This window comes from Marinobacter persicus (assembly GCF_900114155.1).
GTDB lineage: Bacteria > Pseudomonadota > Gammaproteobacteria > Pseudomonadales > Oleiphilaceae > Marinobacter > Marinobacter persicus.
In genome coordinates this window covers 185135-209601 of the sequence record NZ_FOSC01000006.1, presented here as the reverse complement: position 1 = coordinate 209601, position 24467 = coordinate 185135, and the positions used below count along the sequence as shown (strand labels likewise).

The following is a 24467-nucleotide window of genomic DNA, read 5'->3' as shown; positions in this document are numbered from 1 at the left end:
GGATTTGCTACGGCTATGAGCGTTATTGTTTCGGATCGTCGCACATTGATTGTAGGGCTCGGTAAAACCGGGCTCTCCTGCGTGCGCTACCTGTCCGAACAGGGGCGGGACATCGCCGTGGCTGACAGTCGGCAGAACCCACCCGGGCTGGATGAGCTGAAAGCCAACTGGCCCGACGTGCCCGTGCACCTGGGCCGGTTCGATGCCGATTACTTTGCCACTTTCAACGAGCTTGTGGTCAGCCCGGGCATCAGCATTGCCGAGCCGCCCATTGCCGATGCAGCACGGAAAGGGGCGCTGATCCGGGGTGACATTGATCTGTTTGCCGAGGCTGCGGATGCGCCGATTGTCGCCATCACCGGTTCCAACGGAAAAACAACGGTCACTACCTTGCTGGGCGAAATGGCGAAGGCGGCCGGCCGAAAGGTTGAAGTGGGAGGCAATATCGGCACGCCGGCGCTGGACCTGCTGGGCCGGGGTGCGGAACTGTACATTCTCGAGGTCTCCAGCTTCCAGCTGGAAACCACCCGTGAGCTCGGCGCGCTGGCTGCCACGGTATTGAATGTCAGCGACGATCACATGGATCGCTACCCGGACAAAATGGCCTATTTCCAGGCCAAACAGCGAATCTACAACGCCTGTCAGAATGCCATCGTCAACCTCGATGATGCCCTGAGCACGCCCATGGCCCGCGACAACCTGCGGTTTCTGTGTTTTGGCTTCAATCGGGTGAATCCGGATACCTTCAGCACGCGGGACGATGACCAAGGCACCTGGATTACCTTCGGTTTTGACAACCTGTTGCTGGCCAGCGAGCTCAAGCTGATGGGCCGGCACAACATCAGTAACGTGATGGCGGCACTGGCCCTGGGGCATGCCGTGGGTCTGGCCATGGAGCCGATGTTGGCAGTAGCCCGAGAGTTTGCCGGTCTGCCGCATCGCTGTGAGTTTATCCGCCAGATTAATGGTGTGGATTTCATCAACGATTCCAAAGGCACGAATGTGGGCGCGGCAGTGGCTGCCGTTGAAAGCCTCGTGCCGACCACTGGCAAAATCGTGCTGATTGCTGGTGGTGAAGGCAAGGGCGCGGATTTCCGGCCGCTGGCCGAAGCGGCCAGCCAGTACTGCCGGGCGATGATTCTGATTGGCCGGGATGCCGATGCCATAGATGCAGCATTGGATGAAGAGGTTGGACGTTATCGCGCTGACAGCCTGGAACAGGCGGTCAGGGAAGCGTCACAACTGGCCCATCACGGCGATCGTGTTTTGCTGTCGCCAGCCTGCGCCAGCTTTGACATGTTTTCCAGTTACAGCGATCGGGGCGACCAGTTCCGGGCGTTGGTGGAGGCATTGTGATGCAGGGCACCATGACTGCTCAAACCCGAACACAGTCCCGGCTGAACCTGCAGCCGCTGCCGGTGCTGATCATGACCTCGGTGGCGTTGCTGGTAATCGGGGTGGTGATGATCTCGTCGGCGTCCATGGATATGGCGGCAGCCACCATGGGCAATGCCTACCATTATGTGATCCGACAGGTCATTTTCGCGCTCCTGGGGTGCGTGACCGCATTGGTGGCGGTCAACGTTCCGGTTTCCTGGTGGGAGCGCACCAGTTGGCCGTTGCTGGCCGTCGGGCTCATCGCCCTCTCGTTGATGATGACGCCGCTGGCGCTCACGGTGAACGGCTCTACCCGGTGGCTGCCGATGGGCATCTTTAATGTGCAGGTGTCGGAAGTGGCGAAGCTTTGTCTGATTGCCTACCTGGCCGGATACATCGTGCGCCGCACGGAGGAACTCAGGCAGTCCTGGTGGGGGATCGTCAAGCCATTACTGGTGCTGGGCGTGGCCACCCTGCTGCTGCTGGTGCAGCCGGATTTCGGCGCTACTGTGGTGCTGGTGGCGGCAGCTTCCACCATGATTTTTCTCAGTGGTGTCAGCCTGAAGCGGTTCATACCGCTGATGCTCGGGCTGGCGCTTATTGGTGCAGGCCTGGTGGTCAGCGAGCCCTATCGTCTCAAGCGTGTGGTTAGCTACATGGACCCCTGGCAGGATCAGTTCAACACCGGCTATCAGCTGACCCAGTCACTGATCGCCTTCGGTCGCGGTGAATGGACGGGCATGGGCCTGGGTAACTCGATCCAGAAGCTCTTCTTTTTGCCCGAAGCCCACACGGACTTCATCTTTTCGATCATTTCCGAGGAGTTCGGGTTGATCGGGGCCCTGATCGTCCTGTTACTGTTCGTGGCCCTGGTGCTCAGCGGCTTTGTCATTGCCCGGCGCGCCGAGAAAGCCGGGATGCCGTTTGGCGGTTGTTTCAGTTATGGCATCACCATGCTTATTGGCTTGCAGGCTGCCATCAACATGGCAGTGGCAACCGGCCTGGCGCCGACCAAGGGGCTGACGCTGCCGCTGGTCAGTTACGGCGGCTCCAGTTTGCTGGTGGTGAGTGTGTGTATTGGCATTCTGGCGAGGGTGGAAATGGAGCGCCTGGACCGCGAACGCCAGAAATCACAGCCTGTGGCCGGAAAAAACGGTGGAGGTGCCGCTTATGAGTAGCCCGCGTCGCTTCCTGATGATGGCCGGCGGCACTGGCGGCCACGTATTTCCGGCTCTGGCGACCGCCCGGGCCCTGCAGGCCCAGGGCCATCAGGTTTACTGGCTTGGTGCCCGGGGTGGCATGGAGGAGCGGTTGATTGGCGAAACCGACATTCCGCTGTCGCTGATCCACATTTCCGGTCTTAGGGGCAAGGGCAAACTGGCCCTGCTGCTGGCGCCATTCCGGCTGATGCGCGCGCTGGCGGAAGCCTGGAGCATCCTCCGCCGCATTGAACCGCACTGTGTGGTGGGCATGGGCGGATTTGTCACCGGTCCGGGTGGTGTGGCCGCCTGGTTGCTCAAGCGCCCGCTGGTGATTCATGAGCAAAATGCGGTGGCCGGCATGACCAACCGGTGGCTGACTCGTTTTGCCGGCACGGTGCTGGAGGCCTTCCCGGACAGTTTTGGTGGCCGGACCGTCACCCGCTGCACTGGTAACCCGGTGCGCGAGGATATGGTCGGGTTGCCCGAGCCGGAACAGCGTCTGGCCGGTCGTTCCGGCCCGTTGAGGGTTCTGGTGGTTGGCGGCAGCCTGGGGGCGCGGGTGTTCAACGAACAGGTCCCGGCCGCCCTGGCTCTGATGGCGGAGGGTGAGCGCCCGACCGTGCGCCACCAATGTGGCGAGAAGAATCATCAGGCGGCGTTGGATGCTTACAAAGCAGCCGGTGTTGAGGCCAGCGTCGAGCCGTTTATTCATAACATGGCAGAGGCCTACGAGTGGGCGGATCTGGTGATCTGCCGGGCCGGTGCGCTCACGGTCTCCGAGCTTTGCGCAGCCGGAGTTGCCGCCATTCTGGTGCCTTTCCCCCACGCGGTGGACGACCACCAGACCCGCAACGCGGAACAGATGGTGAAGGCCGGTGGAGCGTTACTGGTGCCACAGCCGCAGTTGTCCCCGGGCACTCTGGCGGACGCTCTGGCTGACCTGGCTGCCGACCGGAACAAAATACTGACAATGGCGAAGGCCGCCCGCTCGCTGGCCCGCCCGGATGCAACGGAGAGAGTCGTGAATTACTGTCTGGAGGCCGCCCATGGCTGAAGCAACCAACCCGCCGCTGGTCTACCAGGTTCCGGAAATGCGCCGGATTCGCCGCATTCACTTTGTCGGCATCGGTGGCGCCGGCATGAGCGGTATTGCCGAGGTGCTGAAAAATCAGGGCTATGACGTTTCCGGTTCCGACATCAAGGACAGTCCGGTCACCGGGCGCCTGCGGTCACTGGGCGTGGATGTCCAGATTGGTCACCGTGAGCAAAACAGCGAAAGTGCCGACGTGGTGGTGGTGTCCACCGCCGTGTCGGAGGACAACCCGGAAGTGATTGCTGCCCGCAGCCGGCGGGTCCCCATTGTGCCCCGGGCCGAAATGCTGGCGGAGATCATGCGTTACCGCCACGGCATTGCCATTGCCGGCACCCACGGCAAAACCACCACCACCAGCCTGATTGCCTCGGTGCTGGGTGAAGCCGGGCTGGATCCCACTTTCGTGATCGGCGGCAAGCTCAATAGCGCCGGTACCAACGCCCAGTTGGGCGGTTCACGCTACCTGGTGGCCGAAGCGGATGAGAGTGATGCCTCGTTCCTGCACCTGACACCGGTGATTTCCGTGGTCACCAACATCGAAGCTGACCACATGGATACCTACGGCGGCGATGTTGGCAAGCTCAAGCAGACGTTCATCGATTTTCTGCACAACCTGCCTTTTTACGGGGTGGCGGTGATGTGTGTGGACGACGCCTATGTGCGCGAGATTATTCCCCGGATTTCCCGGGCCATCATTACCTACGGCATCGATAACCCCGAGGCCGATTACCGGGCGGAGAACATTGTCTCCGACGGCCTGAAAACCCGCTTCGTGGTGCGCCGCCCCGGTGGCCGGCCGGACCTGCAGGTGGAACTGAAGATGCCTGGCCGGCATAACGTGCTCAATGCCCTGGCTACCATCGCCGTGGCCACCGATGAGGGTGTGGACGACCAGGCCATTTGCCGGGGTCTGGCAGGTTTTGCCGGTGTGGGTCGCCGCTTCCAGGTATATGGCGAATACCCGCTGGCGCAGGGCAGTGCCACGCTGGTTGACGACTACGGCCACCATCCGACCGAAGTGCAGGCCGTCATTCGCGCCGCCCGGGAAGCCTGGCCGGAAAGGCGAATTGTGATGTTGTACCAGCCACATCGCTACAGCCGCACCCGGGATCTGTATGAAGACTTTGTCAGGGTGCTCTCGGATGTCGACGGCCTGCTGCTGATGGACGTTTACGCCGCCGGCGAAGAGCCCATACCGGGTGCCGATGGGCGGGCCCTGTGCCGCAGTATTCGCCAGAGAGGCAAGGTGGAGCCGGTCTTCGTGGAGAAGAATGACGAAATTGAGAGCCTGCTGGCCAACGTGCTGAAAGATGGCGACCTTCTGATCACCCAGGGCGCTGGCGACATTGGTGGTGTGGCGGCTCGTTTGTCGGCGGCCGGCGTTAAAAAGGGGGGCAAGGCATGACCGATCTGCATACCCACACCCCTGATTATCAGGCTTCGCCCGAGCTGGTGAAGGCTCTGGGCCGGGTGGCCGTGTTCATGGGCGGTGATTCGGCCGAGCGGGACGTGTCGCTGAAAAGTGGCCGTGCGGTGTTGAGTGCCCTGCAGTCGGCCGGGGTGGATGCGTTCGGCATGGACGTGCGCGGCTGCCTGTTGCGCACCGTGGAAGCGCCGGAGTTCGACCGGGTATTCATCGCCCTGCACGGCCGGGGTGGGGAAGACGGCATTCTCCAGGCCATTCTTGAGCAGGCGGGCATTCCCTACACCGGCAGCCGGGTGTTGGCTTCGTCTCTGGCCATGGACAAGTTGCGCACCAAGTACGTGTTCAAAGGCTGCGGTCTGCCGACCCCGGATTTCCGGGCCATGACCTCGGTGGCCGAAGCGGACGAGATTGTCGCCAGCCTGGGCACGCCGCTCAGTGTCAAGCCAGCACACGAGGGGTCGAGCATCGGCATCCGCAAGGTCTGGAGCGTGGACGAGCTGGTGGAGGCCTGGCAGGTGGCCGCCGGAATGGACGACCTGGTGTTGGTGGAGCAGTGGATCGAGGGGCCGGAGTTCACCGTCAGTCTGTTACAGGACCGGGCGCTGCCGGCCATCGGCCTGAGCGCGAGTACCGAACACACATTTTATGACTATGAGGCCAAGTATCTGACCGACGACACCAGCTACCGGATTCCCTGTGGCCTGCCGCCGGAAGATGAGTTGCGTTTGCAGCAACTGGCACTTGATGCCTTCAGGGTGGTGGGATGCCGCACCTGGGGGCGAGTCGACATCATGCAGGATGCCGCCGGCGATTTCTGGTTGTTGGAAGTGAACACGGTCCCGGGCATGACCGACCACAGCCTGGTGCCCATGGCGGCCCATGCCGCGGGTATCGGTTTTGAAGAGCTGGTTGTGCGCATATTGAAAGATACGCTGCCGGAGGGCTGACATGCTGACAACGCTGCTGGTGAGAACCCGGTCAGTACCACCTGATCCGCCCAAGCGCCGGGGAGCCACGTCGCTGGGCCCGGAGCCGGACCGCTTTGGGCTGCTGAAGGCGGTGCTGGCGGCGGTGCCCTGGCTGCAGGTGGGCATTGGTGTCACCGTGGTGTTGCTGGCAGCGATGATGCCCTGGGCGGTGGACCGTGTGCTGACGGCCATGGACCAGCAGATTATGGCCGTCGATGTCCGCGGCGAGTTTGTCGGCGAGAGCCGCGTGGCTCTGGAACGTGCGGCCGGCGCCTGGGTTGGCGAGAGTTATTTCGCCACGGACCTGGAAGAGATCAAGGCGGAGCTGGAACAACGGCCGTGGGTGGCTTCGGCAGCGGTCCGCCGGGTCTGGCCCGGACGACTGGAAATCGACATCCGCGAGAAAAAGCCGCTGGCCTACTGGACGAATGGTCGGCTGGTCAGCCGTTCCGGGGAAGTCTTTGCGCCCCGCAACCCGGAGGCCGCGGGGCGGCTGCCGCATCTGGCCGGGCCCGATGAACGGGTGCGGGAAGTGATTGCCATGGCCAGAACGATGAGTGAGCAACTGGTTGGGTACGGCCTGGGGTTTCAGGGGCTGACCCTTGAAGATCGGGGCGCCTGGACGCTCAAACTGAATAACGGCATCGAGGTGGTGCTGGGGCGGGATCAGGTGGACACCCGGTTCCAGCGTTTTATCACCGTGTATGAAAACCGGCTGGCCTCAAGGCTTGATGAAGTCAGCCGGGTGGATGCCCGCTACTCCAATGGGGTGGCGGTGCAGTGGAAAACGGACGTGGCCAGTGCCGCGCCGAAATCCTGATAACGAATATTACGAACCTGGGGTTTGGTGAAAACATGTCATCGGTTGAAACGGAAAACATGATTGTCGGCCTGGATATCGGTACATCCAAGGTGGTGGCCATCGTCGGCAAGCGCAAATTGGATGGCACCATTGAGGTGGTCGGCATCGGCTCACATCCGTCCCGAGGCCTCAAGCGGGGTGTGGTGGTCAATATTGAAACCACGGTGCAGGCCATTCAGAGGGCGGTGGAAGAAGCCGAACTGATGGCTGGTTGCCGCATCCATTCGGTCTATGCCGGCATCGCCGGCAGCCATGTCAAGAGCCTGAATTCCCACGGCATTGTCGCCATTCGGGACCGGGAAGTGACGCAGGCGGACGTGGACCGGGTGATTGACGCCGCCCAGGCGGTGGCCATTCCGGCCGACCAGAAGATTCTGCATATCCTGCCGCAGGAATTTGTCATCGATAACCAGGAAGGCATCAAGGAGCCCATGGGCATGTCCGGGGTGCGTCTGGAGGCCAAGGTACACCTGGTCACCTGCGCTGTGAACGCCGCCCAGAACATCGAAAAATGCGTCAAGCGCTGCGGCCTGGAAGTGGACGACATCATCCTCGAGCAGCTGGCTTCCAGTCACGCCGTTCTTACCGAGGACGAAAAAGAGCTGGGTGTCTGTGTCGTGGACATCGGCGGGGGTACCACTGACATCGCCGTGTTTACTGGCGGTGCCATCCGCCACACCTCGGTGATTCCGATTGCCGGTGACCAGGTGACCAACGATATCGCCATGGCCCTGCGCACGCCCACGCAGAATGCCGAGGAAATCAAGATCAAGTATGCCTGTGCGCTGACCCAACTGGCCGGCGCCGACGAGACCATCAAAGTGCCCAGCGTCGGCGACCGGGCACCCCGGGACTTGTCCCGCCAGGCGCTCGCCGAGGTGGTCGAGCCTCGTTACGAGGAATTGTTCACCCTGGTGCAGTCGGAGCTGCGTCGCTCGGGGTTTGAGGATCTGGTGCCGGCAGGCATCGTGATTACCGGCGGTTCCTCCACCATGGAAGGCGTGGTGGAACTGGCGGAGGAAATCTTTCATATGCCGGTCCGGCTGGCCTGTCCGCAGGCGGTCTCCGGCATGACCGAAGTTGTCAACAACCCGATTTACGCCACCGGCGTGGGCCTGTTGATTCATGGCTTCCGGCAGATGGATCTGGGCCAGGAGCCACCGCTGAAGGGCGAGGATGCTCCCTCGCTGGTTGAGCGGATGAAAGCGTGGTTTACCGGTCATTTCTGACCGCTGGCCACGACACGAGTAGTACACGAAGGTATCTCGAAAACGACATAACGATTGCAGAACCAGCCTGAACAAAGGTTGGCAACAGCACGAAGGAGTAGGGGAAATGTTTGAACTCGTTGATAATGCCCAACAAAACGCAGTCATCAAGGTTGTCGGTGTTGGCGGTGGTGGCGGTAATGCCGTGCGCCACATGCTCAACAGCGACGTGGAAGGCGTGGAATTCATCTGCGCTAATACGGATGCCCAGGCCCTGAAAGACCTGGACGCCCGCCAGATTATCCAGCTTGGTGGCAACATCACCAAAGGCCTGGGTGCGGGTGCCAACCCGGAAATCGGTCGTCAGTCGGCGCTGGAAGACCGTGACCGAATTGCCGAAGCACTGAGCGGCTCGGACATGGTTTTCATTACCGCCGGTATGGGTGGCGGTACTGGCACCGGAGCAGCGCCGATTGTTGCCGAAGTTGCCCGCGAGCTGGGCATTCTGACCGTGGCCGTCGTCACCAAGCCGTTCCAGTTCGAGGGTGGCAAGCGCATGACCGTGGCCGAGTCCGGGCTGAAAGAGCTGGAAGAGAATGTGGATTCACTGATCACCATTCCCAACGAAAAACTGCTGGCGGTGATGGGCAAGAAAACCAGCCTGCTGGATGCCTTCGCCTCCGCCAATGACGTGCTGCTGGGCGCGGTGCAGGGTATTGCCGACCTGATCACCCGCAACGGCATGATCAACGTCGACTTTGCCGACGTGAAAACTGTGATGTCCGAAATGGGCATGGCGATGATGGGTACCGGCCACGCCACCGGCGAAAACCGTGCTCGCGAAGCCGCCGAAGCCGCCGTTCGCAGCCCGCTGCTGGAAGATATCAACCTGCAGGGCGCGAAAGGTATTCTGGTCAACATCACCGCGGGTATGGACCTGAACCTGGGCGAATTCTCCGAGGTGGGCGACATTGTGCGCGAATTTGCCTCCGACTCCGCAACCGTGGTTGTGGGTACCGTGATCGATCCGGAAATGACCGACGACCTGAAAGTGACCGTGGTAGCCACCGGCCTGGGCGGCGAGCGCGACAAGCCCACCAAGGTGGTGGACAACACCCGCACGCTGGATGGCACCACTGACTACAACCAGCTGGATCGACCGGCGGTGTTGCGTCGCCGTGCCTCCACCCAGGGTAATGTGGCGCTGGATCAGAGCAAGGAAAAAGAAGAGCAGGGCGTGGACTATCTCGATATTCCCGCATTCCTGCGCCGTCAGGCAGACTGATAGGCTGCGTCTTCTTACTTTGAAGGGGCGGGCAAACCATAACCGATACCTATTTCACAATTAAGTGAAAGTCATGTCGGTCAAATGGTACTCAGTCTCAAACTCTGCTATTCTCGCGCACAAGTTTTTGCGCCAAGAATATCGCTTATTTGTGACGGAATGATGAACCGATGATCAGACAACGGACACTCAAAAACACCATCCGTGCCACCGGTGTGGGCCTGCATTCAGGGGAAAAGGTCTACCTGACCCTGAAACCCGCGCCGGTTGACGCGGGGATCGTTTTCCGCCGCACTGATCTGGACCCGGTGGTCGAGATCAAGGCCTGTGCGGAAAGTGTGGGTGAGACCATGATGTCCACGACACTGGTAAAAGACGGTGTCCGTGTGGGGACCGTGGAGCACCTGCTCTCGGCCATGGCTGGTCTCGGCATTGACAACTGCATTGTCGAACTGAGCGCGCCGGAAGTGCCGATTATGGACGGCTCCGCAGGACCGTTTGTATTCCTGCTGCAGTCCGCCGGCATCGCCGAGCAGGAAGCGGCCAAGCGCTTTATCCGCATCAAGCGGGAAGTGACCATTGAAGAAGACGGCAAGAAAGCCACTTTTCTGCCGTTTGAAGGTTTCAAGGTCAGTTTCGGGATTGATTTCGACCATCCGGTATTCAAGGGCCGCGCCCAGAGTGCCACGGTTGATTTCTCCAGCACCTCCTTCGTCAAGGAAGTGTCCCGGGCCCGGACATTCGGCTTCATGCGCGATATCGAAAAGCTGCGCTCCATGAACCTGGCGCTTGGCGGCAGTGTGGACAATGCGATTGTGGTCGATGACTACAAGATTCTGAACGAGGACGGTCTGCGCTATGACGACGAGTTCGTCAAGCACAAGGTGCTGGACGCCATCGGTGATCTCTACCTGTTGGGCAACAGCCTGATTGGTGAGTTCCGTGGTATCAAGTCCGGTCATGACCTGAACAACAAGCTTCTGCGGAAGCTGCGGGCTGAGGAAGATGCCTGGGAAGTGGTCACGTTTGACGACGAAGCCACCGCCCCCATCTCCTACATGAAGCCTGTCCTGGCTGCCCCGGCGTAAGGCGGGAAACCTTACTCCCGGACGTGGCTTGCGAGTTTTTCGAGAACCTCGCGTAGTGCTTTATCCTTCGTGTGCCCGGCCTCCTCTTTGAGGAGCCGGGCATTTTCTTTGGTGAGGGGCGCCTTGACAGCTTTGGTGCGGGCTCGGAAACGGGGTGGGCTGACTTTTACCCGCAGTTTCCAGACAAAGCGAAACAGCTCGTGCTCTCTCAGCTGCTCCATGATTTCGTGTTGCCGGAAGCGCAGCCGCGTTGCTTTGCTGGCGGTGTCGGTAGACAGCACCAGTTCTCCTTCCTGGCAACTGACAAACCGGGTGCCGGGAGCCAGATCCTCGGGCAGGGCAGCCATCACGGTTTGTTCCGCGCTCTGGTGAACCCGGGCCCGGGCAATCAGCTCGTTAAGCTTCGAGACGGTGGTGCCTTGGTCACTGAACACCGGTTGTTGGCGGTTTTTCTCGTGCATGGCCGATGTTTCTCGACGGTTTGATGACAATTTGGTTAAAATTGCGCGTTATTTTCAATCGGTGTGCAAATCCGGAATGCACATGCTGCCAAGGATAGCAGACCTGCCTGTTGGATAAACGGGGGCAAACGCCCGAAAGGGCAAGGTTGTGGTCGCTTTATGACATCTATGAACACCCGATTCATTGCCGGTGGTCTCGCGCTGCTTATAACAGTGGCGCTGGTATCCGCCTGGGCGGGATATCGCGCCGCCGAAAGCGACGTACAGCAGGTAGAGGCGGAAAAAGCCCGGCAGTTGGAAAGCTGGCAGCGCAAGTTGTCGCGTCAGCAGGAAGAAGTCGCACACCTGCGAGAGACGGTGCAACAGCGAATCGACACACTGACCCTGCGGGTGGGGCAGATGCAGGGGCGCATGTTGCGCCTGGATGCCTTGGGTCAGCGCTTCATTGAATCGGGCCTGGTCAGTGGCGAAGAATTCAATTTCGACGAGCCGGCGGCTGTTGGTGGCCCGGAGGACCCCCTCCCGCTGGGTGAATCCTACAGTGAGCCGGAACTGGGTGACATGATCAGCCGCCTGGAAAGGCAGTTGGAAGACCGGGAAAAGCAGTTGCGTCTGCTGGACAAGCTGGCTTCCTGGCAGAACCTGGATGATGAGCGCTACGTGGAGGGTCGCCCGGTCACCTGGGGGTGGGTGTCGTCCCCCTACGGCTATCGCTCTGACCCCTTCACCGGCAAGCGTGCCTGGCATGCAGGTATTGACCTGGCTGGCCGTGATGGCGGCGATATCATTTCCGTGGCTGGCGGCGTGGTCAGTTTCGCAGGTGACCGCTACGGCTACGGCAAGCTGGTGGAAATCAATCACGGTGAGGGCCTGGTCACCCGCTATGCCCACGCCAGGTCGCTGGAAGTGAAAACCGGCGAGGTGGTGGAAAAAGGCCAACTGATTGCCCGTATGGGCAGCACGGGCCGCTCCACCGGCCCTCACGTGCATTTCGAGGTGATTCGCAACGGCCGCACCGAAGACCCCGAGAAATACATGCGGCGTGCAAGGCGCTGATTCCGCTCTCTCTGCCCTACCTTTTGTCCTGTCGCTAAATAAGGTTAGAATGCCTGCTTCCTCCGTTTAACTGAAGAAGCAGTGGTCTATGTTCTCAAAACTCGCAACCAAGATGTTCGGCAGTAAAAACGCACGCGAAATCAAGCGGATGCGGAAGGTTGTCTCGCGCATCAACGACCTTGAAGAAACCTTTGGCGCGTTGTCGGACAGCGAGTTGCAGGGCAAGACCGACGAATTCAGGCAGCGAATCGACAAGGGTGAACCGCTCGAGTCACTGCTGGCCGAGGCTTTTGCCACCGTGCGCGAGGCCAGCCGTCGGGTCATGGGCATGCGCCACTACGACGTTCAGCTGGTCGGGGGCATGACGCTGCACGAAGGTCGCATCGCCGAGATGAAAACCGGTGAGGGTAAAACCCTGGTGGCGACCGCCGCCGTTTACCTGAATGCCCTGCCGGGCAAGGGCGTACACGTGGTCACCGTGAACGATTACCTGGCCCGCCGGGATGCCGAGTGGATGGGCAAACTCTACCGCTTCCTGGGCATGCAGGTGGGCGTGGTTGCCGCCGGTCAGCCGCAGGAAGAAAAGCGCGCCGCCTATCAGGCGGACATCACCTATGGCACCAACAACGAGTTCGGCTTTGACTACCTGCGCGACAACATGGCGTTCAGCATGCAGGACAAGGTCCAGCGCGGCCTGAATTTCGCCATTGTCGATGAGGTGGATTCCATCCTGATCGACGAAGCCCGGACCCCGCTGGTCATCTCCGGCGCCGCAGAAGACTCCTCCAAACTCTACCAGGCCATTAACCAGCTGATTCCCTCGCTGGAGAAAGGCGAGGTCAGTGAAGAGGGTGAGGCCTCGGGCGATTTCACCATCGATGAAAAGTCCCGACAGGTGGAGTTGACCGAGGCCGGCCACGAAAAAGTCGAAGAGCTGCTGCTCAGTGAGGGCTTGCTGCAGGAAGGTGAGAGTCTGTATTCCGCCGCCAATCTCAGCCTGCTTCATCATGTGCACTCCGGTCTGCGTGCCCACCACCTATTCCACAAAGACGTGGATTACATCGTCCAGGGTGGTCAGGTGGTTATTGTTGACGAACACACCGGTCGTACCATGCAGGGCCGTCGCTGGAGCGAGGGGCTGCACCAGGCGATCGAGGCGAAAGAAGGCCTGAAGATTCAGGCGGAAAGCCAGACCCTGGCCTCCACCACGTTCCAGAACTATTTCCGCCTGTACAACAAACTGGCCGGCATGACCGGTACCGCCGATACCGAAGCCTTTGAATTTCGCCAGATCTACGGCCTGGATGTCGTGGTTATCCCGCCCAACAAGCCGATTCAGCGGGTGGACTACAACGACCTGGTGTACATGACCCAGGAAGAGAAATTCCATGCCATCATCGATGAAATCAAGTACGTGACCGGCGAGGGCCGCCCGGTGCTGGTGGGCACCGCCTCGGTGGATGCCTCCGAGGTACTGTCGGCGCTGCTGAAAAAGGCGCGCATTGAACACAAGATCCTGAACGCCAAGCAGCACGAGTCCGAGGCCCACATTATTGCCCAGGCCGGTCGTCCGGGTGCGGTCACGATCGCCACCAACATGGCCGGCCGTGGTACCGATATCGTGCTTGGTGGTAACTGGGAGCACGAAGCGGCCACCATGGATGAGCCCACCGAAGAGCAGATCAACAAGCTCAAGGCGGAATGGGAGCAGCGTCATCAGCAGGTGCTGGAGGCCGGTGGCCTGCACATTATCGGCACCGAACGCCACGAGTCCCGCCGGATCGACAACCAGCTGCGTGGCCGCGCCGGTCGTCAGGGCGACCCGGGGTCGTCCCGCTTCTTCCTGTCGCTGGAAGACAACCTCATGCGCATCTTCGCCCCGGAGCGGGTGAAGAACCTCATGCAGGCCATGGGCATGAAGAAGGGCGAGGCCATCGAGCACCGCATGGTCACCAATGCCATCGAGAAATCCCAGCGCAAGGTGGAGGGCCGCAACTTCGACATGCGCAAGACCTTGCTCGAGTACGACGACGTGGCCAACGACCAGCGCACGGTGATCTACGAGCAGCGTAACGAAGTGATGGCCTCGGAAGACATTTCCGAGATGATCGATACCATCCGGGCTGACGTGGTGGAATCGGTGGTCAGCGAGTTTATTCCGCCGCAGAGCATGCCCGAGCAGTGGGATGTGCAGGGGCTTGAATCCCACCTGCAGTCGGAAATGGCCATCGAGCTGCCGATCAGTCAGTGGCTGGAAGAAGACAACAAGCTGTACGAAGAAAGTCTGCGGGCGAAAATCCTCGAGGCTATCGTGGCCGAGTACAAGGCAAAAGAAGAGATTGCCGGTGCCGAGGCCATGCGCAAGTTCGAGAAACAGGTGTTCCTGCAGGTGCTCGACACACTGTGGAAAGAACACCTTTCCAACATGGACCATCTGCGTCGTGGCATTCACCTGCGCGGTTATGCCCAGAAGAATCCGAAGCAGGAATACAAGCGCGAAGCCTTCAACCTGTTCCAGACCATGCTGGATACCATGAAGCGCGACATCACCCGGGTACTGTGCCACGTGCGTGTGCAGAGCCAGGAAGAGATGGAGGAAATCGAGCGTCGTCGCAAGGAGGAGCTGGAACGGGAAATGGCCCGGGCCAAGCTGCGTCATGACCAGGCCAGCGCCACCGACCAGGCCGATGGCGGCAGCGATGAGGACCGGCAGGGCCAGTCGGCCACGCCGGAAACCTTCGTGCGCCAGGAACGCAAGGTGGGTCGAAACGAGCCCTGTCCCTGCGGGTCCGGCAAGAAATACAAACAATGCTGCGGCAAGGTGGCCTGACCCCGGCCACCCCGCGCAGCCCGACCGGAACCCGCAAACCGCCAGAGCCCTGGCGCTTGCGGGTTTTGTCGTTTTCAGATGCATTCATTCAAGGAGACTGACATGGCGGTAGGTCCCGGAACCTTGCCCGAATTTTTCCCGGTGCCCGGTATAAAAATCGGTATTGCCAGTGCCGGCATCAAGAAGCCAGGCCGTAAGGACCTGGTGGTCTTCGAACTGGCCCCCGAGACCCGCGTGGCGGGTATTTTTACCCAGAACCAGTTCTGCGCCGCGCCGGTGGTGCTCAGCCGCCGTCATCTGGCTGAGACAGCGCCCCGATACCTCTTGATCAACACCGGTAATGCCAACGCGGGTACCGGCAAGCAGGGCATGGCCGACGCCGAGCGCTGCTGCCAGGCCCTGGCCGGGAAAGCCGGGGCCAGCGCCAGTGAAGTGCTGCCGTTTTCTACCGGGGTTATCGGTGAACCGTTGCCGGTGGATAAAATTGTCAATGCCATGGGCGATCTGCTGGCCGATACCCGGGAAGATCGATGGGCGGAAGCCGCCAGTGGTATCATGACCACCGATACCCGCCCGAAAGGGGCTTCGGTGCAACTGGAGGTAGACGGCCACACCGTCACCATTTCCGGCATCAGCAAGGGGGCGGGCATGATCCGCCCGAACATGGCGACCATGCTCGGGTTTATTGCCACCGACGCTCGTATAGAGCCAGGGCTGTTGCAGGCGCTTGCGTCCGAGCTGGGGGAAAAATCCTTCAACCGGATAACCATCGACAGCGACACCTCCACCAATGATGCCTGCATGCTGATGGCCACCGGCCAGTACAGCGGTCCGGAAATTACCGCCGAAAGCCCCCAGTTATCCAGGCTGAAAGATGCCCTGCGCCAGGTGTATCTGGACCTGGCCCATGCCATCGTCCGTGACGGTGAGGGCGCCACCAAGTTCGTTACCATCGACGTGACCGGCGCCGGTAATCAGGGCGAGGCCCTGGATGTCGCCTATACCGTGGCCCACTCCCCCCTGGTGAAAACGGCGCTGTTCGCCTCTGACCCGAACTGGGGCCGTATCCTGGCGGCGGTCGGCCGGGCCGGGGTACCGGAACTGGACCTGGACGCCGTGGAAATTTATCTGGGCGATGTCTGCCTGGTGCGTAACGGCGGCCGTGCCGAGGACTATTCCGAGCAGCGTGGCCAGGCGGTGATGGACCGGGAAGAGATCACCATCGCCATCAACCTGAACCGGGGCGCCGTGCGCGAAACAGTGTGGACCTGTGATTTTTCCCACGAGTACGTCACCATCAATGCCGAATACCGAACCTGAGATGGCCGGTCAGACACCGGCGGTGAAAGACATTCACGTGGCCGTGGCGGTAATTGTCCGCGACGGCAGGGTGTTGATTGCCCGTCGTCCTGATCATGTCCATCAGGGCGGCCTGCTGGAGTTTCCCGGCGGCAAGGTTGAGTCTGGCGAAACGGTGCAACAGGCGCTGGTTCGTGAAATTGCCGAGGAAACCGGCCTGGCCGTGCCGACAAACGGACTGCAGCCGGTGATCGGCATTCGCCATGATTACGGCGACAAGCGGGTGTTTCTGGATGTCTGGCAAACGGACATGGCCAGGGGCGAACCGGAAGGCCGCGAGGGCCAGCCCATCGAGTGGCTCAGGCCAGACCAGCTCCGCGATGACGACTTTCCCGAGGCCAACCGCCCCATCATTCGGGCGCTTCGGCTGCCTCACCGGCTGGCGATCAGCGGCCGGATCAGTGATCCGGAAACGGGGCTGGGCAAACTGAAAACGGCTCTGGCACGTACCTCTCCGCCACTCATGATTTTGCGTGCGCCGGAACTGAATGAAGAGGGCTACCGGGTGTTTGCGCAACGGGCGGCGGAGCTGTGCCGCAAGGCGGGGACCGGTCTGCTGGTTCATGGTGCGCCGGAACACTGGCAGGCGGTGCCCGGCATCGCCGGCCTGCATTTGCCCTGGCGTGAGGCTCAGAGGCTGTCAGAGCGGCCTGTTCCGGCCGGTGCCTGGTTGGGCGTCTCGTGCCACGACGCTGAGCAACTGCGCCATGCCGAACGCCTGGGAGCCGATTACGCTTTGCTGGGTGCGGTGAAAGCGACGGCCAGCCATCCCGGCCGCCCCGCGATCGGGTGGTCCGCGTTTGCCGAGCTGGTTGGCGGCGCCACCGTGCCGGTATTCGCACTGGGCGGACTGGAACCGGCCGACGAGCTCCAGGCCCGTACCCTGGGAGGTCAGGGTATAGCGGGTATCCGCTACTGGTGGGGGTAATCCCAGCCATTCGAGCCCTCGCCGTGATAGAATGCCCGCCCCAATTGTCAGAACCACGAGGAAGCACAGTGGCTGTTCGTTACATAGAAACCTGCCGTTTACCCACCCCTTTCGGTGTGTTTGATATGCACGGCTTTGAAGAGCCGGACACCGGTAAGGAGCATGTAGCGCTGACATTGGGTGAGATCGCCAGTGGCGAGCCGGTGCTGGCCCGCACCCATTCCGAATGCCTGACCGGCGATGCCCTGTACAGCATGCGCTGCGATTGCGGTTACCAGCTCGAAGAAGCCCTGCGCAGTATCGCCCGGGAAGGCCGGGGTATTCTGATGTATCTGCGCCAGGAAGGGCGGGGCATTGGCCTGCTGAACAAGATCCGGGCCTATCACCTGCAGGACCAGGGCGCGGACACGGTGGAAGCCAACGAACGCTTGGGCTTCGCGGCGGATTTGCGGGACTACAGCATGTGCAAGGACATGCTGGACCATCTGGGAGTGTCAGCACTGCGGCTGATGACCAACAACCCCCGCAAGGTGAAAGCCCTGGAAAGCCACGGCATCCGCATTGCCGAACGAGTGGCGCTGCATGTGGGGCGCAACCCCCACAACGAACACTATCTGAACACCAAGCAGAGCAAGCTGGGGCACTGGCTGGAAACCCACCAGGATGATGATCCAGTTTAAACCTTGCCTCCGCTGCTTAAAGGCTGGCCAGCCGATCCACAATGGCTTGGCCTATCCCCTCGGCATCCAGCCCACATTCACTTAACAGCTCACCGTGCTTGCCATGATCAACGAACCGGTCCGGCAATCCGAGTTGTAATACCTGGCAGCTGATCTGGTTGGCGTTCAGGTACTCGCACACGGCACTGCCAGCGCCGCCGGCAATGGCGTTTTCTTCCAGTGTGACCAGCAGTTCGTGCTGCTCGGCCAGTTCACGCACCAGTGCTTCATCCAGCGGTTTCACAAACCGCATGTCCGCGACCGTCGCGTTCAGGCCATCTGCCGCCTCCAGTGCCGAGTGCAACAAGGTTCCGAAATTCAGGATGGCCACCTGCCTGCCTTCCCGAACCCGCCGGCCTTTGCCCAGGGGCAGGGCAGCCAGTTTCTGCTCGATGGCGGCACCCGGGCCGGTGCCACGGGGATAGCGCACGGCGGCCGGGCCTTCGTGCTGAAGCCCGGTATGCAGAAGCTGACGGGTTTCGTTTTCATCGGATGGGGTCATCACCACCATGCCGGGAATGCAGCGCAGATAGCTGATGTCGAAGGCGCCGGCGTGGGTGGGGCCGTCTTCGCCCACCAGTCCGGCGCGGTCAATGGCAAACAGCACGTCCAGGTCCTGGATGGCCACATCGTGAATCAGCTGGTCGTAGGCCCGTTGCAAGAAAGTGGAGTAGATGGCCACCACCGGCTTGGCACCGTCGCAGGCCAGGCCGGCGGCCAGGGTCACCGCGTGCTGCTCGGCAATGGCGACGTCAAAATAGCGCTCCGGAAACCGTTTGGCGAAGGCGACCAGGTCCGAGCCTTCGCACATGGCGGGCGTGATGCCCACTACCCGGGCGTCCTGCTCGGCGGCGTCGCACAACCACTGGCCAAAGATATTGGCGTATTTCGGGCGCGGTGCTGAGGGCCGGGGTGGCTCGGGTTTATCCGCGGGCACCGGCTCGATCTTGTTGATGGCGTGATAACCCACCGGGTCGGCCTCGGCGGGGGCAAAGCCCTTGCCCTTGGTGGTGACCACGTGCAGGAACTGGGGGCCTTCGAGTTCACGCAGGTTTTCCAGGGTTTCCACCAGCAATGGCAGATCGTGGCCGTCGATGGGGCCGATGTAGTTGAAGCCCAGCTCCTCGAACAGGGTACCCGGGGCAATCATGCCCTTGAAGTGTTCTTCGGTTTTCTTGGCCAGTTGCATCAACGGCGGTGCGGCTTTAAGCACTTTCTTGCTGCTGTTGCGCATGTGGTTGTAGGTGCGGCTGGCCAGCAGCTTGGCAAAATAGTTCGACAGCCCACCCACGTTGTGGGAAATCGACATGTCGTTGTCGTTCAGGATCACCAGCATGTCGGCGTGCAGGTGGCCGGCATGGTTCAGTGCCTCGAACGCCATGCCGGCGGTCATGGCACCGTCGCCGATGACCGCAATGCTCTTGCGACCGGATTTCTGCAGGCGGGCGGCAATCGACATGCCCAGCGCGGCGCTGATGGAGGTGCTGGAATGGCCGACGCCAAAGGTGTCGTATTCGCTCTCTGATCGCTTCGGGAAGCCGGCCAGGCCGCCTTTTCGGCGAATGCTGCCCATGCGTTCCTTACGCCCGGTCAGAATCTTGTGGGGATAGGCCTGGTGGCCCACATCCCACAGCAGGCGGTCGAACGGTGTGTTAAAGACGTAGTGCAGCGCCACGGTGAGTTCAAGCACCCCGAGGCCGGCGCCAAAGTGCCCGCCGGTCTGGCCAACCGACCATAGCAGATACGCCCGCAGTTCCCGGGCCAGGCGGGGCAAGTCTTCAGCCGGCAGCTCGCGGAGCTGGGACGGCAGGTCAATCCGGTCCAGCAACGGGGTGTTGGGCCGCTGTGACGGGATTTCTTTGAACGTATAAATATCCTGCATCGGTTCGGGTCTTATGGGAATTCCGGTGATTGTTAAGTCCGTTACGACCAGTGTGCGCTTTTGGCGCAGGCCGGTTCAATGGCTGCGCGCGACCACGTAATCTGCCATGGCTCGCAGTGGATCGGCTTCGGAGCCAAAGTCGGACAGGCTGTTCTGGGCCTGGGTCAGCAATGCCTGCAAATGCTCCCGGGCACCGTCCAGGCCCAGCAGCGACGGATAGGTTGGCTTTTCCCGCGCCAGGTCCGAGCCCTGGGGCTTGCCGATTACCTCGGTGTCACCTTCAATGTCCAGCAGGTCGTCCTGCACCTGAAATGCCAGGCCCAGTGCCCGCGCGCAGGTTGTCAGGGCATCCAGGCGGTCGGGATCCCGATCCGTGGCGCACAGGGCGCCCATGCGCACGCTGGCTTCGATCAGTGCGCCGGTCTTGTGGCGGTGCATGGTTTCCAGTTCCGCCAGCGTGATGGCCTTGCCCACGGATTCCAGGTCAATGGCCTGGCCGCCCACCATGCCCCGGTGACCGGCCGCGCGAGCCAGTTCCTGCACCATGGCCAGGCGGGCATCAGCAGGCACGGCCGGATTGTTGGCCAGCCAGTCGAAGGCCAGTGCCTGCAGGGCATCGCCGGCCAGGATTGCGGTGGCTTCGTCAAAGGCAATATGGGTGGTGGGCCGGCCCCGGCGCAGATTGTCATCGTCCATGGCTGGCAGGTCATCGTGAATCAGGGAATAGGCGTGTACCAGCTCCACGGCACAGGCCGGCACCAGGGCTTTTTCCATGTCATCGCCCATTGCCCGGGCCGCCGCCATGCACAGGGCCGGGCGAATGCGTTTGCCGCCACCCAGCACACTGTAACGCATGGCTTCCTGAAGGCGCTCGGAAGCGGAGGCCTGCTCGATACTGCGGTCCAGCTCGGCATTCACCAGCGCCCGACAGCGATCCAGAAATTCCCGGGTTGCGGATTGGTTGTGGCTCATCAGTCGCTGTCGTCCGCTGAGAAGGGGCGGGTTTCCAGGCTCCCATCGGGTGCCTGGACCAGCTGCTCAACCCGCTGTTCGGCACTTTTCAGGGCCTGCTGGCATTCCCGGGTCAGCTTGACGCCTCGTTCGAAGGCACTGAGCGACTGCTCAAGCGACAGTTCTCCCTGTTCCAGATTGCGAACCAGTTGCTCCAGTTCGTCCAGGGATTTCTCGAAGTCGGCAATGGATGTTGTGTTGTTGTCACCGGCCATCGGGCCCTCCGGTCGGGTGGCAAAATTTTTCGGCAATTATACCAGAGCGTGCGCCCTGTCGCTGCCAGCCAAATTGTCGACATTCACCTTTTTCTGCCATGGGCCCCAGCTCTGTTCCGATACCCGTATGTACCCGGTCGCATCCACCGTGATAACGGTGGTTGCCCGGGTGCCGTAGTCGGTGCCGGTGATGAATGGGGAAGAGAGAAAGCGTTCGGTATCCCGCCCCACGCCGGTGTCCGGTAACAGGTGGTCCGGCGCCGGAGTCGGATCCTGCAGCAGGCTGACCAGCCGCTCGTGCAGTGCCGGGGCGTCCGCATTGGCGGTGCCCACCACATCGGTCACTGACTGGCGCAGGCGCAGCAGTTTGGGCCAGGGCGTTTGCAACAGATGATTGCTCAGGCCAAAGCTGCCGCGAAAAATGTTCCTGCCCGGATGGGCGTCGCGGTTGCTGTAATACCAGCCCGAGCCTGAATCCAGACAGAGCAGGTTGAACCCGGCGTAGTCACCGGCAGTGCCCGCGAGGGTCCGGAAAAGATCTTGCCGGGATTCCTCCAGGGCCAGCAAAGGCAGCTCGCCGCGACTGCGGTGGCCGGTTACCCCCGCGCCTTCACGGACATTGGTGACCGCGCTGATACGGCCATCGGCGCTGATCGCGAGCCAGGTACCTCCGGATTTAAGATCCTGGCCGGCCAGCACCGGCGTACCGGCGCCGGTTTGCCACCAGTCCATGGCCCGGGTCGGGCGGTCAAAGAACTCGTCGCGGTTGGCGGCAAGGACCAGTGGAAAATGACGGTTCTGGCCAAGTGTAAAAGCAATCAGGCACATAGGCGTTTGGCTGTTGGTTGGGGTAACGGGACGGTGAACTCGCCGCTGGCGATGTGTATCATACCAGCCTTGGTTTTGTCGGGCTTGGACACTTATGGATTTGTTAACGGTATTGCTGGGCTATCTCGGGCTGGGTGCGCTGGCCGGCGTCATGGCCGGGCTGTTTGGCATCGGCGGCGGTCTGGTGATTGTGCCGGCGCTGATTTTCAGTTTTGAGCTGCAGGGCATCAGCACCGACATCAGTGCCCATCTCGCGGTGGGTACCTCGCTGGCGACGATTGTGTTCACGTCCATCTCCTCCATTCGGTCCCACAACAAGCATCTTTCCGTTCGCTGGGATCTGTTCCGTCCCATGACTGTCGGCATTGTGGGGGGCGCCGTGCTGGGTGCCTGGACGGTGTCGTTCATGAGTGGCGATTTGCTGCAGATGATCATCGGTGTGTTCGCCATCGCCGTGGGCATCAAGATGTTGCTGATGGTGAACCCGAAGCCTGGGCGCGATGTGCCCGGACCGGTTGGGCTCGGTGTTGCCGGTGGCGGTGTGGGGTGGGCTTCGGCCATTTTCGGCATTGGCGGCGGCACCCTCACGGTTCCCTATTTCAGCTGGTGCAATGTGCCCATGCAGCAGGCGGTCGGCACCTCTGCCGCCTGCGGCCTGCCCATTGCCCTGGCCGGTGCTTTCGGCAATATGTGGACCGGCTGGGGCCATCCGCAACTGCCCGATTACAGCCTGGGGTACGTCTATCTGCCTGCGTTGTTCGGCGTGATCCTGACCAGCGTCTTTTTCGCCCGTTTTGGTGCCAACCTGGCTCACCGCCTGGACGCCAAATTGCTCAAGCGCATCTTTGCCGTTGTGCTTCTGATTGTCGGCGTTCGTTTTATTCTCAGTTGAGAGGTTTCTGATGCTTCAGCATCCGCAATTTGATCCGGTCGCCATTGCATTCGGGCCGTTGCAGATTCACTGGTATGGCCTGACCTACCTGGTGGGTTTTCTGGCCGGCTGGTGGCTCGGCAAGGTGCGCAGCCACCAGCCCTGGTCCCCCCTGAAAAAAGAGGAGCAGGTGGGTGATCTGCTGTTCTATATGGCGCTGGGTGTGATTCTCGGTGGCCGTTTTGGTTACGTGGTGTTCTACAATTTCGACAGTTTCCTGGCCGATCCGCTCTGGTTGTTGCGGGTATGGGAAGGCGGCATGTCCTTCCACGGTGGCCTGCTGGGGGTGATCCTGGCCATGTGGTGGTTCGGGCGCAAAGCCGGCACAGGCTTCTGGGCCATTGCCGACTTCGTGGCCCCGCTGGTGCCCGTGGGGCTGGGTGCCGGGCGCATTGGCAACTTTATTAACGGTGAGCTCTGGGGCAAGCCCACCGATGTACCCTGGGCCATGGTATTCCCCCAGGCGCCCGACAGTCTGGCGCGGCACCCTTCCCAGCTCTACCAGTTTGCTCTGGAGGGGGTGGCGCTGTTTGCCATTCTCTGGTGGTTCTCGTCCAGGCCTCGCCCGGCCATGGCCGTTTCGGGTCTGTTCCTGGTTTGTTACGGCCTGTTCCGCTTCCTGGTGGAATTTGTCCGTCAGCCAGACCCGCAACTGGGTTACCTGGCCTTTGACTGGTTGACCATGGGGCAGGTGCTTTCCCTGCCGATGATATTCGCCGGTGCCGTACTCATGTTTATTGCCTATCGGAGAAATGCCTGATGAAAGCCTACCTTGATCTGATGCAAGACGTTGTCATCAACGGAACCGATAAGGGGGACCGCACTGGCGTGGGTACCCGCTCGGTGTTCGGGCGTCAGCTGCGTTTTGATCTGCAGCAGGGATTTCCGCTGGTGACCACCAAGAAAGTGCACCTGCGCAGCATCATCTATGAGTTGTTGTGGTTCCTGCGAGGCTCCACGGATAACAACTGGCTGAAAGAGCGCAAAGTCTCCATCTGGAACGAATGGGCCCTGGAGAATGGCGACCTCGGGCCGATTTACGGCAAGCAATGGCGCAGCTGGCAGTGCCCGGACGGCAGTACGGTGGACCAGATAAGCGAGGTGATCGAGCAGATCCGAACCAAGCCCAATTCCCGTCGCTTGATTGTCTCCGCCTGGAACCCGGCGGAACTCCCGGATGAAACCATCGGGCCCCAGGATAACGTGCGCGAAGGCCGTATGGCCCTGGCGCCGTGCCACTGCCTGTTCCAGTTCTACGTGGCCGACGGCAGGCTGTCATGCCAGCTGTACCAGCGCAGCGCGGACCTGTTCCTGGGTGTGCCGTTCAATATTGCCAGTTACGCCTTGTTGACCCACATGATTGCCCAGCAGTGCGACCTGGAGGTGGGTGAGTTCGTACACACCTTCGGTGACTGTCACCTGTACCAGAATCACCTGACCGATGACATCGTCTTCGAGCAGTTGAAGCGCAAGCCCCGGGCGTTGCCGAAGCTGGTGATTAAGCGCAAGCCGGCGTCGATTTTTGACTACGAACTGGAAGACTTCGAGTTCGAGGGGTATGAGCCTTACCCGGTTATTAAGGCTCCGATTGCTATTTAGCCTTCGAGCTTAATGGAGTCGCAGGTAGGTGGGAGGGGGTTCCGAAAAACGCTGTGGATACGTCCATGTAAGCTTGGCTCGCCATCCATGGCTACGCACATTTTCGGAACCCCCTCCCACCTACCTGCTTATCAACACC

General features: G+C 61.1%; 22 protein-coding genes. 17 read left to right on the top strand and 5 right to left on the bottom strand.

The features are described 5' to 3' along the window. Nucleotides 1-15: 15 nt before the first annotated feature. The 9 genes from murD to lpxC all read left to right on the top strand — a co-directional run bounded on the left by murD (nt 16) and on the right by lpxC (nt 10509). Entirely contained in the window at nt 16-1356 is a 1341-nt protein-coding gene (gene murD, locus BMZ63_RS08520; RefSeq protein ID WP_091704334.1) for a UDP-N-acetylmuramoyl-L-alanine--D-glutamate ligase, read from the top strand. Beyond that, nucleotides 1356-2555: a putative lipid II flippase FtsW gene (gene ftsW, locus BMZ63_RS08515; RefSeq protein WP_091704332.1), complete on the top strand. Its 1200-nt coding sequence runs from the start codon at nt 1356-1358 to the stop codon at nt 2553-2555. The genes murD and ftsW overlap by 1 nt, the downstream gene beginning before the upstream one ends. Then, the gene (gene murG / locus BMZ63_RS08510) at nt 2548-3633 is read left to right on the top strand and encodes an undecaprenyldiphospho-muramoylpentapeptide beta-N-acetylglucosaminyltransferase (protein WP_091704329.1); all 1086 of its coding nucleotides are present in this window, start codon (nt 2548-2550) and stop codon (nt 3631-3633) included. Before ftsW ends, murG begins: the two co-directional genes overlap by 8 nt. Next, nucleotides 3626-5077 (top strand): UDP-N-acetylmuramate--L-alanine ligase, encoded by a 1452-nt coding sequence (gene murC / locus BMZ63_RS08505; protein ID WP_091704327.1) that lies wholly within the window; start codon nt 3626-3628, stop codon nt 5075-5077. Before murG ends, murC begins: the two co-directional genes overlap by 8 nt. Further along, the gene (locus BMZ63_RS08500) at nt 5074-6045 is read left to right on the top strand and encodes a D-alanine--D-alanine ligase (RefSeq protein WP_091704324.1); all 972 of its coding nucleotides are present in this window, start codon (nt 5074-5076) and stop codon (nt 6043-6045) included. The genes murC and BMZ63_RS08500 overlap by 4 nt, the downstream gene beginning before the upstream one ends. Nucleotide 6046: 1 nt before the next feature. Next, nucleotides 6047-6886, top strand: coding sequence for a cell division protein FtsQ/DivIB (locus tag BMZ63_RS08495; RefSeq protein WP_091704322.1), 840 nt, complete (start codon nt 6047-6049; stop codon nt 6884-6886). A gap of 35 nt (nt 6887-6921) precedes the next feature. Beyond that, entirely contained in the window at nt 6922-8157 is a 1236-nt protein-coding gene (gene ftsA / locus BMZ63_RS08490; protein ID WP_091704421.1) for a cell division protein FtsA, read from the top strand. Between the two features lie 106 nt (nt 8158-8263). Then, the gene (ftsZ, locus tag BMZ63_RS08480; protein ID WP_091704319.1) at nt 8264-9421 is read left to right on the top strand and encodes a cell division protein FtsZ; all 1158 of its coding nucleotides are present in this window, start codon (nt 8264-8266) and stop codon (nt 9419-9421) included. A gap of 170 nt (nt 9422-9591) precedes the next feature. Then, on the top strand, nt 9592-10509 hold the full coding sequence (gene lpxC / locus BMZ63_RS08475; protein WP_091704317.1) for a UDP-3-O-acyl-N-acetylglucosamine deacetylase: 918 nt from the start codon (nt 9592-9594) through the stop codon (nt 10507-10509). Between the two features lie 11 nt (nt 10510-10520). On the opposite strand, the gene BMZ63_RS08470 is transcribed toward lpxC, so the two are convergent. Then, on the bottom strand, nt 10521-10970 hold the full coding sequence (locus BMZ63_RS08470) for a DUF721 domain-containing protein (protein WP_091704314.1): 450 nt from the start codon (nt 10968-10970) through the stop codon (nt 10521-10523). A gap of 159 nt (nt 10971-11129) precedes the next feature. Between BMZ63_RS08470 and BMZ63_RS08465 the strand changes: the two genes are divergently transcribed. The 5 genes from BMZ63_RS08465 (at nt 11130) to ribA (ending at nt 17823) form a co-directional block, all read left to right on the top strand. Then, complete coding sequence (locus BMZ63_RS08465) at nt 11130-12026, top strand: M23 family metallopeptidase (RefSeq protein WP_091704312.1); 897 nt, start codon at nt 11130-11132, stop codon at nt 12024-12026. Between the two features lie 88 nt (nt 12027-12114). Then, entirely contained in the window at nt 12115-14856 is a 2742-nt protein-coding gene (gene secA / locus BMZ63_RS08460; protein WP_091704309.1) for a preprotein translocase subunit SecA, read from the top strand. Between the two features lie 102 nt (nt 14857-14958). After that, entirely contained in the window at nt 14959-16176 is a 1218-nt protein-coding gene (argJ, locus tag BMZ63_RS08455) for a bifunctional glutamate N-acetyltransferase/amino-acid acetyltransferase ArgJ (protein ID WP_091704306.1), read from the top strand. Continuing rightward, complete coding sequence (locus BMZ63_RS08450; RefSeq protein ID WP_091704304.1) at nt 16157-17143, top strand: Nudix family hydrolase; 987 nt, start codon at nt 16157-16159, stop codon at nt 17141-17143. The genes argJ and BMZ63_RS08450 overlap by 20 nt, the downstream gene beginning before the upstream one ends. A 68-nt stretch (nt 17144-17211) precedes the next feature. After that, nucleotides 17212-17823: a GTP cyclohydrolase II gene (gene ribA / locus BMZ63_RS08445; RefSeq protein ID WP_091704301.1), complete on the top strand. Its 612-nt coding sequence runs from the start codon at nt 17212-17214 to the stop codon at nt 17821-17823. Nucleotides 17824-17839: 16 nt separating this feature from the next. On the opposite strand, the gene dxs is transcribed toward ribA, so the two are convergent. From dxs to BMZ63_RS08425, 4 genes are all read right to left on the bottom strand, one after another. Beyond that, nucleotides 17840-19744 (bottom strand): 1-deoxy-D-xylulose-5-phosphate synthase, encoded by a 1905-nt coding sequence (gene dxs, locus BMZ63_RS08440; RefSeq protein ID WP_091704299.1) that lies wholly within the window; start codon nt 19742-19744, stop codon nt 17840-17842. A gap of 75 nt (nt 19745-19819) precedes the next feature. Next, nucleotides 19820-20716 carry a polyprenyl synthetase family protein gene (locus BMZ63_RS08435; RefSeq protein WP_091704296.1) on the bottom strand — a complete coding sequence of 299 codons (897 nt, stop codon included), beginning with the start codon at nt 20714-20716 and terminating at the stop codon, nt 19820-19822. Further along, nucleotides 20716-20970: an exodeoxyribonuclease VII small subunit gene (locus tag BMZ63_RS08430; protein ID WP_091704294.1), complete on the bottom strand. Its 255-nt coding sequence runs from the start codon at nt 20968-20970 to the stop codon at nt 20716-20718. Before BMZ63_RS08430 ends, BMZ63_RS08435 begins: the two co-directional genes overlap by 1 nt. Before the next feature lie 36 nt (nt 20971-21006). Further along, nucleotides 21007-21798 carry an NRDE family protein gene (locus BMZ63_RS08425; RefSeq protein ID WP_227663654.1) on the bottom strand — a complete coding sequence of 264 codons (792 nt, stop codon included), beginning with the start codon at nt 21796-21798 and terminating at the stop codon, nt 21007-21009. Nucleotides 21799-21892: 94 nt separating this feature from the next. On the opposite strand from BMZ63_RS08425, the gene BMZ63_RS08420 reads away from it, so the two are divergent. Genes BMZ63_RS08420 through BMZ63_RS08410 form a run of 3 tightly spaced genes read left to right on the top strand, consistent with a single transcriptional unit; the run spans nt 21893 to nt 24328 of the window. Beyond that, entirely contained in the window at nt 21893-22690 is a 798-nt protein-coding gene (locus BMZ63_RS08420) for a sulfite exporter TauE/SafE family protein (RefSeq protein ID WP_091704291.1), read from the top strand. A 10-nt stretch (nt 22691-22700) separates the two neighbouring features. Continuing rightward, nucleotides 22701-23489: a prolipoprotein diacylglyceryl transferase gene (gene lgt / locus BMZ63_RS08415; protein ID WP_091704288.1), complete on the top strand. Its 789-nt coding sequence runs from the start codon at nt 22701-22703 to the stop codon at nt 23487-23489. Next, complete coding sequence (locus BMZ63_RS08410; RefSeq protein ID WP_091704286.1) at nt 23489-24328, top strand: thymidylate synthase; 840 nt, start codon at nt 23489-23491, stop codon at nt 24326-24328. The genes lgt and BMZ63_RS08410 overlap by 1 nt, the downstream gene beginning before the upstream one ends. Nucleotides 24329-24467 lie beyond the last annotated feature (139 nt).

Coding starts and splice junctions, on each gene's coding strand:
- murD (WP_091704334.1), top strand. CDS start 16: ATGAGCGTTATTGTTTCGGATCGTCGCACATTGATTGTAGGGCTCGGT.
- ftsW (WP_091704332.1), top strand. CDS start 1,356: ATGCAGGGCACCATGACTGCTCAAACCCGAACACAGTCCCGGCTGAAC.
- murG (WP_091704329.1), top strand. CDS start 2,548: ATGAGTAGCCCGCGTCGCTTCCTGATGATGGCCGGCGGCACTGGCGGC.
- murC (WP_091704327.1), top strand. CDS start 3,626: ATGGCTGAAGCAACCAACCCGCCGCTGGTCTACCAGGTTCCGGAAATG.
- BMZ63_RS08500 (WP_091704324.1), top strand. CDS start 5,074: ATGACCGATCTGCATACCCACACCCCTGATTATCAGGCTTCGCCCGAG.
- BMZ63_RS08495 (WP_091704322.1), top strand. CDS start 6,047: ATGCTGACAACGCTGCTGGTGAGAACCCGGTCAGTACCACCTGATCCG.
- ftsA (WP_091704421.1), top strand. CDS start 6,922: ATGTCATCGGTTGAAACGGAAAACATGATTGTCGGCCTGGATATCGGT.
- ftsZ (WP_091704319.1), top strand. CDS start 8,264: ATGTTTGAACTCGTTGATAATGCCCAACAAAACGCAGTCATCAAGGTT.
- lpxC (WP_091704317.1), top strand. CDS start 9,592: ATGATCAGACAACGGACACTCAAAAACACCATCCGTGCCACCGGTGTG.
- BMZ63_RS08470 (WP_091704314.1), bottom strand. CDS start 10,970: ATGCACGAGAAAAACCGCCAACAACCGGTGTTCAGTGACCAAGGCACC.
- BMZ63_RS08465 (WP_091704312.1), top strand. CDS start 11,130: ATGACATCTATGAACACCCGATTCATTGCCGGTGGTCTCGCGCTGCTT.
- secA (WP_091704309.1), top strand. CDS start 12,115: ATGTTCTCAAAACTCGCAACCAAGATGTTCGGCAGTAAAAACGCACGC.
- argJ (WP_091704306.1), top strand. CDS start 14,959: ATGGCGGTAGGTCCCGGAACCTTGCCCGAATTTTTCCCGGTGCCCGGT.
- BMZ63_RS08450 (WP_091704304.1), top strand. CDS start 16,157: ATGCCGAATACCGAACCTGAGATGGCCGGTCAGACACCGGCGGTGAAA.
- dxs (WP_091704299.1), bottom strand. CDS start 19,744: ATGCAGGATATTTATACGTTCAAAGAAATCCCGTCACAGCGGCCCAAC.
- BMZ63_RS08435 (WP_091704296.1), bottom strand. CDS start 20,716: ATGAGCCACAACCAATCCGCAACCCGGGAATTTCTGGATCGCTGTCGG.
- BMZ63_RS08430 (WP_091704294.1), bottom strand. CDS start 20,970: ATGGCCGGTGACAACAACACAACATCCATTGCCGACTTCGAGAAATCC.
- BMZ63_RS08425 (WP_227663654.1), bottom strand. CDS start 21,798: ATGTGCCTGATTGCTTTTACACTTGGCCAGAACCGTCATTTTCCACTG.
- BMZ63_RS08420 (WP_091704291.1), top strand. CDS start 21,893: ATGGATTTGTTAACGGTATTGCTGGGCTATCTCGGGCTGGGTGCGCTG.
- lgt (WP_091704288.1), top strand. CDS start 22,701: ATGCTTCAGCATCCGCAATTTGATCCGGTCGCCATTGCATTCGGGCCG.
- BMZ63_RS08410 (WP_091704286.1), top strand. CDS start 23,489: ATGAAAGCCTACCTTGATCTGATGCAAGACGTTGTCATCAACGGAACC.